The sequence below is a fragment of the Ferdinandcohnia sp. SAFN-114 genome, assembly GCF_059415045.1.
This window is the reverse complement of record NZ_JBPFDQ010000024.1, coordinates 50,316-60,866: the sequence shown is the minus strand read 5'-3', so window position 1 is coordinate 60,866 and position 10,551 is coordinate 50,316. Positions and strand designations below refer to the sequence as shown.

At 37.1% G+C, this 10,551-nt stretch carries 9 protein-coding genes and 1 pseudogene; all 10 read right to left on the bottom strand.

What is annotated here, in order from left to right; all coding sequences use genetic code 11:
• Positions 1 to 77: 77 nt before the first annotated feature.
• Positions 78 to 938 (bottom strand): annotated as a pseudogene (locus ACR65M_RS10005) (aspartate kinase); the annotation flags it as partial.
• Positions 939 to 967: 29 nt separating this feature from the next.
• Positions 968 to 2,020: an aspartate-semialdehyde dehydrogenase gene (gene asd / locus ACR65M_RS10000; RefSeq protein WP_440273236.1), complete on the bottom strand. Its 1,053-nt coding sequence runs from the start codon at positions 2,018 to 2,020 to the stop codon at positions 968 to 970.
• Between the two features lie 126 nt (positions 2,021 to 2,146).
• Positions 2,147 to 2,752, bottom strand: a complete 606-nt coding sequence (gene dpaB / locus ACR65M_RS09995) for a dipicolinate synthase subunit B (RefSeq protein WP_121446619.1) — start codon at positions 2,750 to 2,752, stop codon at positions 2,147 to 2,149.
• A gap of 1 nt (position 2,753) precedes the next feature.
• Positions 2,754 to 3,653, bottom strand: a complete 900-nt coding sequence (dpaA, locus tag ACR65M_RS09990) for a dipicolinic acid synthetase subunit A (RefSeq protein WP_440273235.1) — start codon at positions 3,651 to 3,653, stop codon at positions 2,754 to 2,756.
• Between the two features lie 265 nt (positions 3,654 to 3,918).
• The gene (locus ACR65M_RS09985) at positions 3,919 to 4,170 is read right to left on the bottom strand and encodes a YlmC/YmxH family sporulation protein (protein ID WP_341331858.1); all 252 of its coding nucleotides are present in this window, start codon (positions 4,168 to 4,170) and stop codon (positions 3,919 to 3,921) included.
• A 65-nt stretch (positions 4,171 to 4,235) separates the two neighbouring features.
• Positions 4,236 to 5,477 carry a M16 family metallopeptidase gene (locus ACR65M_RS09980; RefSeq protein ID WP_341331859.1) on the bottom strand — a complete coding sequence of 414 codons (1,242 nt, stop codon included), beginning with the start codon at positions 5,475 to 5,477 and terminating at the stop codon, positions 4,236 to 4,238.
• A gap of 275 nt (positions 5,478 to 5,752) precedes the next feature.
• On the bottom strand, positions 5,753 to 6,739 hold the full coding sequence (locus tag ACR65M_RS09975; protein ID WP_341331860.1) for a polysaccharide deacetylase family protein: 987 nt from the start codon (positions 6,737 to 6,739) through the stop codon (positions 5,753 to 5,755).
• Between the two features lie 156 nt (positions 6,740 to 6,895).
• Complete coding sequence (gene pnp, locus ACR65M_RS09970) at positions 6,896 to 9,007, bottom strand: polyribonucleotide nucleotidyltransferase (RefSeq protein ID WP_440273234.1); 2,112 nt, start codon at positions 9,005 to 9,007, stop codon at positions 6,896 to 6,898.
• Positions 9,008 to 9,194: 187 nt separating this feature from the next.
• Positions 9,195 to 9,464 (bottom strand): 30S ribosomal protein S15, encoded by a 270-nt coding sequence (gene rpsO, locus ACR65M_RS09965; RefSeq protein ID WP_341331862.1) that lies wholly within the window; start codon positions 9,462 to 9,464, stop codon positions 9,195 to 9,197.
• 103 nt (positions 9,465 to 9,567) lie between these two features.
• Positions 9,568 to 10,533: a bifunctional riboflavin kinase/FAD synthetase gene (gene ribF, locus ACR65M_RS09960; RefSeq protein WP_440273233.1), complete on the bottom strand. Its 966-nt coding sequence runs from the start codon at positions 10,531 to 10,533 to the stop codon at positions 9,568 to 9,570.
• Positions 10,534 to 10,551 lie beyond the last annotated feature (18 nt).

Here is a 10,551-nt window from a genome sequence, read left to right as displayed (position 1 = left end):
ATTTAAACTTTTTTATGAAGGCTACCAAGCGAAAGCGCGGTAGAAAAATCTGTGTCTATTTTCTTGACATAGTATCATTCTGTTTGAAGATTGTATTGGCCTTTTTTGGCTTGAACCTTTAATTGCGTTACATTTGTCACGTGTGCAATACCTGTAATTAATCGATCCTTGACCTCGACACCTCGACGTTTATCGATTGTTGTTACAAGAGTTCCAGGTGCATCCGAATAAGTTGAACGTACCCTTATGGGTACCTTTGCATCCATTGCAATTTCAACTGCACGCGGATGAATTACTTTTGCACCTTGGTATGCCATGTTCACGATCTCGTTATATGTTACGACTGATAGTGGCTTTGCATCACCAACGATTCGTGGGTCTGCTGTCATAACACCTTCTACATCTGTAAAAATATCAATCCACTCAGCTTGCAATGCAACACCAAGTGCCGCAGCAGAAGTATCACTTCCACCTCTACCTAAGGTCGTAATGTCACCTGTTTTAGAGATTCCTTGAAAGCCTGTGACTACAACTACATCATGGGATTCAAGTGTTTGTAACAAACGGTCACACTTCATTTCAATAATTCTTGCATTTGTATGATCACCATTTGTCCTGAAACCGGCCTGCCCACCATTTAAAGCAGCTGCAGAGATTCCAGATTGATTTAACATATTGGTAAAAACGACACTAGAAATAATTTCTCCGCAGGATACTAGCATATCCATTTCCCTATCGCTAATTGCTGGATTTTGCTCCCCTACTAAGCTTAAAAGTGTATCAGTTGCATATGGGTCACCCATTCTCCCCATAGCCGATACAACAACAACTACTTTATATCCTTCCGAGACGGCACTTTCAATATGTTTTCTTGCTCTTTCCCTTGATTCTTCATCCCGTACTGAGGTTCCGCCAAATTTTTGAACAACGATATTCATGATACCACCTCATGTTTTGGTTCAAACGATTATTTCGCTACTAAGCCTAGCTTAATAAGACTACCAGCAATTTGTACGGAGTTCCATGCAGCACCTTTTAGTAGATTGTCAGATACTACCCACATATGGAACCCATTATCTTGGTCTAGGTCTTTTCTGATTCTTCCTACGAACACATCTTTTTTACCAACTGCATGAATTGGCATTGGATATACTTGCTCTGCTGGATTGTCTTCTAATACAATTCCTGGTGCAGAAGATAATAATTCTTTTACGTCTTGTGCAGACACATCATTTTTAGTTGTTTCAAAATAAACAGATTCTGAATGTCCTGTTTCAACTGGTAAACGAACACATGTTGCAGCAACATGAAGCTCAGGTAAATGCATAATTTTCTTAGTTTCGTTAATCATTTTCATTTCTTCAAAAGTGAACCCATTATCTTCAAATTTATCGATTTGTGGAATAGCATTAAAAGCAATCTGGTAATGCTTTTTGTCACCTTTTACAGGTAAGATCTTAGGCGTAACTTCATTACCTTCGATAATTTCCTTCGTTTGCTCATTCATTTCTTGAATCGCAGCAACTCCGGATCCTGAAACTGCTTGATATGTTGATACAATAACCTTGGATAAACCATAAGCCTTACGAATTGGTTCTAAAGCAACAACCATTTGAATAGTAGAACAGTTTGGATTTGCAATAATTCCATTGTGTTTTAATAGGTCATTTTCGTTTACCTCTGGTACTACTAATGGCACATTTTCATCCATTCTAAATGCACTTGTGTTATCAACTACAATTGCACCGCGCTTAACTGCTTCAGGAGCTAGTTCTTTTGATACTCCTCCTCCAGCACTAAATAAGGCAATATCAACACCTTCAAATTTTTCTGGTGTTGCAACCTCAACTGTTATTTCTTTACCTTTATAGTCAATCTTTTTACCAGCAGAACGTTCTGATGATAATAAAGTTAATTTAGTTAATGGAAAATCCGTTTCTTCAAGTGTTTTGATCATTTGCATTCCTACAGCACCTGTAGCACCTACAACCGCAACATGTAATTCTTTTTCTACTGTCATTTGAAATTCCCCTTCCAAGTATTACTAGAACGTCTAATTTACGTTTAATGATATATATTTTACCACATACAAGTACTAAAGGAGAGAAGAATTTTCATTCTTTCCCCTTTATTCAAAAAATTTTCGTTATTCTTCGTCGTCACGAAATCTTTCTACAATTACCGGCTGTAATTGCTTTCCTTCAATTGCTGCAGCAACAGTGTCCCTTAACATCGTCATACGCGCAACCATTGAATTAGGCTTTTTTGTTGGTGCATCTTGGCCATACGGAATAAAGTATATATTTTTTGTTGCCATTAACCTCATTAGGTTCACACCATTTAAACCTAATGCGTCATTTGTGGATATTCCCAAAACAACAGGGGACTGATTACGTAAGGTTGCTTTAGCAGCCATTAAGACTGGAGAATCAGTTAACGCATTCGCGAATTTACTCATTGAATTCCCTGTAAGTGGAGCAATCACCATGCAATCAAGAGGGATTTTGGGACCTAATGGTTCTGCTTTTACAATCGAGTCAATTGCTTTATTCCCTGTTGCTTTTTCAATTCTTTCAATCCACTCTGCTCCTTCTCCAAAACGGGTATTAGTTGATTGAACAGTCCACGACACAACAGGTATTACTTCAGCACCCTCATCAACCAGTCTAACTATTTCTGGAAATACAGCATCGTACGTACAATGAGACCCTGTAAGACCAAATCCGATTCTTTTTCCTTTTAATGAAGCCATATTATTCGTTCTCCTCTCTTTGTTGTAATAACTCAAGAAGTAGTTGAGATAATACATTCGCAACTATTTGACCGGCTGTCTTCGGAGCGACAATACCAGGTAACCCAGGTGCTAATAAGGCTTTTATCCCTCTTTTTTCTGCATATCTAAAATCTGTTCCCCCGGGCTTAGAGGCTAGATCAACAATCAATGTATGTGCAGGCATTTTGGAAATCACACTTGCCGTCACGATTAAGTGTGGGATTGTATTAATACAAACATCGATATCCTTAACTTCTTCAGCAATATCCGATAGATGAAAAGGCGTCAATCCCATTTCCGTAATTCTTGCAATATGCTCTGTTTTTCTTGCACCAACTTTAACATTTGCCCCTAAAGCAGCAAAGCTTCTTGCAACACTCATTCCAACTCTGCCAAGACCTAGTACAGCCACTCTTGAATTATGAATGGTTATATCAGTATGTTGAATGACCATCATAATGGTTCCTTCAACGGTTGGAATGGAATTATAAATTGCAACATCGTCTCTTTCAAATAAACGCACTAATTTTCGATTGGTTGCCTTTATAATCCCATCTAAATAGGAATTGCTAATTCCCGAATAGACAACACAGTGTTCAGGTGTTTGTGATAGAATATCTTCAGATAAGACGACTGTTTCATTTGAAAAAATAGTTTCAACCTCTCCTGCACTGTTTGTTCCTGATACCGGTAAAATAATTGCATCTATATCTGTAAAGTCGATTTCGTCTAATCGTTCTTTTGATGCTCCAGTAAACCCATGGTCTAATTGATCAAATCCTATTAAAGAAAGCCTTGCATCTAATTCAATTAGTTTACGGATTACCTCCAACTGTCGTGCATCTCCACCTATAATAGCCACATGCATATCAGTTAACATATGTTTTATCACCTTCTTTTACCTAAAGTGAACCCCGAGTGTATGTTAGTCATCACGTCGGTGAACTTCGGTTTTTTCATATCGTTTTTTGAGGGATAGCCTCAACAATCCATAAAATTACCATAATTTTATTTACTTCACCATACTATGAGGCATTGCTCAAATAGGTGAAAGAACAAGCTGAAATTTGCTTAGAATAACATTTTCCTAAAAAAATAAAAAACCCGCGGGAGTCCCGTGGGTTTACATTGTATTACTATTCTGCTTATTCTGTTCCAAAATCATCTGGAATATCAATGATGATCATATCTGTACCAATTTTGCGTATATGCTGCCATGATACGCGAACTTCATTGCCTTGTTTCTTTAAGCCAAACCATTTTAAAGATGGAATGATGAGAGCCTTTATTTGACCGGTTCTCTCATCAATTTCTAAATCAGTTTGACCTAAAACGCCTAGTCTTTCCGCTCGTTTTACATCAACAATTTCTTTTCCACTTAATTCACTTAGCCTCAAAAAAGACCACCCCTCACATGTCCTTTGTACAGTGTATGGAGTAGTCCACATTTTTAGAATCAAAATCAATTTGAAAGCTTATTCGGTAAATCGTCTGTAGGGCTAATTAATGCAAGTGAAAAATCGTCTGTGAAGACTCGTTCTGCCATTGCATTCACGCTATTTTCACTAACGACATTAATTTCATCTAAAATTTCATCTAGGTTTTTATGTTTCTTTAATAATAATTCATTTTTACCATTTCGGCTCATTCTACTGTTTGTACTTTCAAGTCCGAGCATAAGGCTACCCTTCATTTGCTCTTTGCTATTTTTTAATTCCTTATCGGTGATACCTTCTGCTTTAAGCTTTGCTAATGTTTCCTGTATTGTTTCAAATAACAAATTAAGTTGTTTACTTCCTGTGCCCCCATAAATGGTGACCATCCCTGCATCCTTATAAGAGGAATGATAAGAGAATACAGAATACGCTAGCCCTTTTTGCTCACGTACGTCTTGGAATAGACGGCTACTCATACTACCGCCAAGAATATTATTTAGCACAATAAGATCGTACACATCTTTATCTCCAATTTGTAAGCCATTAAAGCCTAAGCAAAGATGCGCTTGTTCGGTTTCTTTCTTTCGAGTAATCTTATTTGTATGGAATGAAGGTTTTTGCAACTCATATTTCGTCTGATTTCCTGAATAACTACCAAAGTATGACTCAACTTCAGAAATAAAGTTCTCATCAATATTACCAGCGATAGACACGACCACATTTTCTGGAGTATACATTTGATTCATATATTGACGTAGTTTATCACCATTAAAGGTTTCCAATGTTTCTTCTGTTCCTAGAATTGGATAACCTAATGGATGATTTTCATAAGTAGCCTTACTTAATAAATCATGGACGATATCATCTGGTGTATCTTCGTACATTTTTATCTCTTCTAGTACTACATTTTTTTCTTTTTTCAGTTCTTCTTCATCAAAGTTCGAATTGAAGAACATATCCGCTAGAACATCTAGTGCAAATTTTGCATGTTCATCTAATACCTTTGCGTAATAACAAGTGTATTCTTTTGAGGTGAATGCGTTTACCTGTCCACCAATACTATCAAAAGACTCCGCAATTTCTCTTGCTGTTCTTGTCTTCGTACCTTTGAAAAACATATGTTCTAGAAAATGAGAAATACCGTTATTCTCGGGGCTTTCGTTTCGTGATCCTGTCCCAATCCAAACACCAATTGCAACTGATCGAACAGTTGGGATGTTTTCTAATACAATTCTTACACCATTTTGACAAGTATACTTTTTAATCAATGCTGGATTCCTCCTGTAATCAAATGCGCCTTGGCGTATTTGCGCCCGATTTTTTTAGGCCCACACGAGGTGGGTCACAAAGACGTTGCCACAGGAAGTGGCGTCCTTAGTCTTTGATCTTATGCTCGAAAAATTACCTTTAAAAAATCGTGGCATCCGCCGGAGGCTTTAACTTTATTCAACTAGGTTTTGTTCTCCTACTGGATTGTATACTCTATTTCATTTAGTAGCCTTTTATAAAAGGTGGACTTATAGTTGGATAAAGTTAAACACCACTACTTTTTCTTTAGTATTATACGTTCTTCGTTTAATAATGTAGAAACGTTGTCGATTGCTAGATCTTTTTGTTTAATAGATATAATTAATCTTTCGAGACTTTGAGCAGTTGGTGATGTTGGATGCATTAAAACCATGGCGCCAGGATGGACTTTGCCCATTACCCTTTGAACTAAAACATGGGGTTGTGGACGCTGCCAATCGATTGTATCCACACTCCACATAATTGTTTTCATACCGAGTTCATCTGCAATTTTAACGACTTCATCACGGTAGCTTCCACTTGGCGGAGCAAAGAGAGTTGGCTTTTTCCCAGTAGCTGCCTCAATTACCTGATTTGTCTTCATTAATTGCTCTCTAACAAGATCTGAGGACAAGGTCTTCATATCAGGATGTGTATAGGAATGGTTGCCTACTTCATGTCCAGCATCCACAATCATTTTAGCTAAATCTGGATTTTCCTTTACCCATCTTCCTTCTAAGAAAAAAGTTGCTTTTACATTATGTTTTTTTAACGTCGCAAGCATATCAGGAATATACTCATTCCCCCATGCAACATTTATGATAAATGATACAAGTGGTTTGTTTGGATTTCCGCGATAAATAGCAGACGAAGGTAAATCTTCAAGATGAACTTTAGGTGATAGCTGTTTATACACCAGCCTATTTTCATCAAATACACCCTCTTTTTTCATCTTTTCATATGAAGCTTTAACATCTACCTCAAGCCCATTGAGGCCAGGTGTTGCTTTCCAAACAGGGTCAATCTTAGCATCTTCTGCAGGAATACTATATTCAATTGCCCTTTTTTCAATTTCATTTAAAAGTTTGTCACTACTACTAACAGGGATTGCGTCAGCGCTTTCTTTTAAAGTACTGTTTTTTAATCCCTGAACGTAATCATTAGTGAACGGATTATGTAATGATCCAATTGAAACCAATAATATGAATATAAAAGCAATAAATTGTATATACCTTTTTTTCATAACAATCCCCCTCTTTACTAGAAAATATGTAAAGGAGGGACAAGGTAGAACACAAATCAAGAAAAGTACTATGGCAACTGTTCAAACTTTAAAAAACGATTTCATTACAAAAATAAAAACCTAAAAAGCCCGGTTTACCAGGCTTTCCAAAGTTTATTATTGTTGTTGCTTTTCTTTTTGTTCTCGTAAAACGGCTTTTCTTGAAAGGTTTACACGGCCTTGCTTATCAATTTCAGTAACCTTCACAAGAAGTTCATCACCGATTGAGACTACATCCTCAACTTTTCCAACTCGCTCTTCTGCAAGTTCAGAAATATGAACAAGTCCATCTTTTCCACTGAAAATTTCAACAAATGCGCCGAACTTTTCAATACGTTTTACTTTTCCGAGGTACATTTGACCAACTTCTACTTCACGAACAATATCTTCGATGATTTTCTTGGCTTTTTGGTTCATTGCTTCATCAACTGAAGAAATAAAGACTGTACCGTCTTGCTCAATATCAATTTTTACGCCAGTTTCGTCAATGATCTTATTGATCTGTTTACCACTTGGCCCAATAACATCACGGATTTTATCTGGATTAATTTTTAGTGTTAAGATCTTAGGTGCATACTTAGAAAGCTCAGATCTTGGGGTTGTTAGTGTTGCTAACATTGAATCAAGAATTTGCATACGGCCTTTTTTAGCTTGCTGTAATGCTTCCTCAAGGATTTCTCGTGAAAGACCTGCTATTTTAATATCCATTTGTAAAGCAATTACACCCTTTGATGTTCCCGCAACTTTAAAGTCCATATCTCCTAAGTGATCTTCCATGCCTTGAATATCAGTTAATACTGTATAGTGCTCTCCTGATTTAATGAGCCCCATAGCAATCCCAGCAACAGGTGCTTTAATTGGAACACCTGCATCCATCATAGCTAATGTACTTGCACATATACTAGCTTGGGAAGTAGATCCATTTGATTCTAATACTTCAGAAACTAGGCGGATGGTATATGGAAAATCTTTTTCAGAAGGCACAACAGGTTCCAATGCACGCTCACCCAAAGCACCATGTCCAATTTCACGACGACCTGGGCCTCTCATAGGTCCCGTTTCACCGACACTGAATTGAGGGAAATTATAGTGGTGCATAAAACGTTTTGTTTCCTCTATACCTAACCCATCAAGGATTTGCACATCACCTAATGCACCAAGTGTACAAATACTTAATGCTTGGGTTTGTCCACGTGTGAATAGTCCAGAACCATGTGTACGAGATAATAATCCTACTTCTGATGAAAGTGGACGAATTTCGTCGATTTGTCTTCCGTCAGGGCGAACCTTTTCAACAGTGATTAAGCGTCGAACTTCTTCTTTTACAAGTTTATTTAAAATTTCTTTCACTTGCTTAAGAGTCGCCTCATCAGCTTCTTGTTCAGTGTATTCTTCTATAATTGCAGCTTTAATTTCATTAATTGCATCTTCTCTTGCATGCTTTTCAGCAACTTGTACAGCTTTGTTAATATCCTCTTCGGCTTTTGCACGAATTTGTGCTTCTAATTCTGAATCAAGCTCGTAAAGGACAATCTCTCTTTTTTCTTTACCGATTTCTGCAACGATTTTTTCTTGAAAAGCAATTAATCGTTTAATTTCTTCATGTCCAAACATAATTGCTTCAAGCATCACTTCTTCAGGAACTTCTTCAGCACCCGCTTCAACCATATTGATCGCATCTTTTGTACCGGCAACAACTAGATTGATATCGCTCATTTCCTGGTCTTTCACTGAAGGGTTGATAATAAATTGATTGTCAACTCTACCAACAGTAACACCTGCTATTGGACCTTCAAATGGGATATCTGAAACAGATAACGCTAATGATGAACCAAACATTGCTGCCATTTCTGAAGAGCAATCTTGATCAACACTCATTACGATACTGACAACTTGAACTTCATTTCTGAATCCATCAGCAAATAAAGGTCGAATCGGTCGGTCTATTAATCGACTTGCTAGAATCGCCTTTTCACTTGGTCTACCCTCACGTTTGATAAAACCTCCAGGGATTTTTCCAACTGCATATAATCGTTCTTCATAGTTTACAGTAAGCGGAAAGAAATCCAATGGTTTTGGCTCTTTCGAAGCTGTTGCTGTACTTAAGACAGCAGTCTCTCCATAACGAACTAATACAGCCCCATTAGCTTGCTTTGCTAGTTGACCAATTTCAACAGTCAGCTGTCGGCCTGCCCAGTCCATGGAAAAAACTTGCTTTCCTTGTTCCATATAATAGTACCCCTCTCTAAATCACATTCAAATATATGTAATGATAGTATGAACTAATTTATTCGAACATATCAATACTCGTTAAATATGTAAAGTGAATTTTTGTTCAAATAGTAGAAATGGAGGAAAAAAATCCCTCAATTTTTAACCTAATAAAAAAGCGGGAATGCTCCCGCTTTTTCGTAGATTATCGACGTAGTCCAAGCTTGTTGATTAATTCACGGTAACGAGTTACGTCTTTATTACGAAGATATGTTAATAAATTACGACGTTTACCAACCATCTTTAATAGACCACGACGTGAATGATGATCCTTCTTGTGTGTACGTAAATGATCATTTAACTTATTGATTTGCTCAGTTAGGACAGCGATTTGAACCTCTGGTGAACCAGTGTCATTGTCATGAGTTTTGTACTCGCTGATAATTTCGTTCTTACGCTCTTGTGTGATAGCCATCCTATTCACCTCCTATTATAGTATCCCCGATTACCTAGCAGACGTTGGTGATTCGTACTGCCACGCAATGGTTCTTTTTCATACTTAACTAGAATACAACTTTTTACGATAAAAAGCAAGTATGTTCGTCTATTTTCTCAAAGTATTCCTTCGCCTGTTCCTTATCTAGTCCAATTTGTTTCACCAATTCGTCAATGGAAGAAAACTTTCTTTCCGATCGAATTCGTTTATGCCATTCAACAATAACCTTTTCCTTATAAATATCTTCATTAAAATCAAATAGATGAACTTCAATTGAAGGCAACTTTACATTGTCATGAAAAGTTGGTTTTACTCCAAGGTTACATACTCCATTATACCATTTTGAACCAACTTTTAAACGAACAGCATACACGCCCATTTTAGGAATAATATAATCTCCGTTCGTTTTAACATTTGCAGTAGGAAAACCGATGGTTCTACCACGTTTTTCACCATCTACTACAATCCCATTTACTGTGTAAAATCTACCTAATAACGGTGGAAGTTTTTCAACCTCACCACTTTGTATAAATTCACGGATATGCGTTGAGCTCACCTTTTCATTATTAAAGGTTAATTTCTCTACAGTTGTTTGGGTAAAACGCCCATTAGCATGTTGAGGAAGAGTTTCCATTGTTCCTTTTCCAAACCGTCCGTACGTAAAATCAAATCCCGCAACAACATGTTTTACATTAAGACCGATAATGTATTGCTCAACAAATTGTTGTGGCGAAAGACTCGCAAACTCAGAGGTGAAATTAACTATATACAAATAGTCGACATCAAATTGAGCAAATAACTCTTCTTTGTGATGCAAAGGAGTTATATATTCTACGTGTGTAACATCTTTTTTTAGGACGATTGATGGATGAGGGTCAAAAGACATGACAGAGCAAGCAATTCCTTGTTTCTCTGCTTCCTTTTTTGCAGTCTCAACAACTTTTTGGTGGCCTAAATGGACCCCATCAAAATATCCCAATGCCAATACAGTTGGCGGCAAATCTGTTTGATTAAAGGAATGTGGATGCGTGATATATATCGTCTTCACTTCTATTTCACCTTTTCT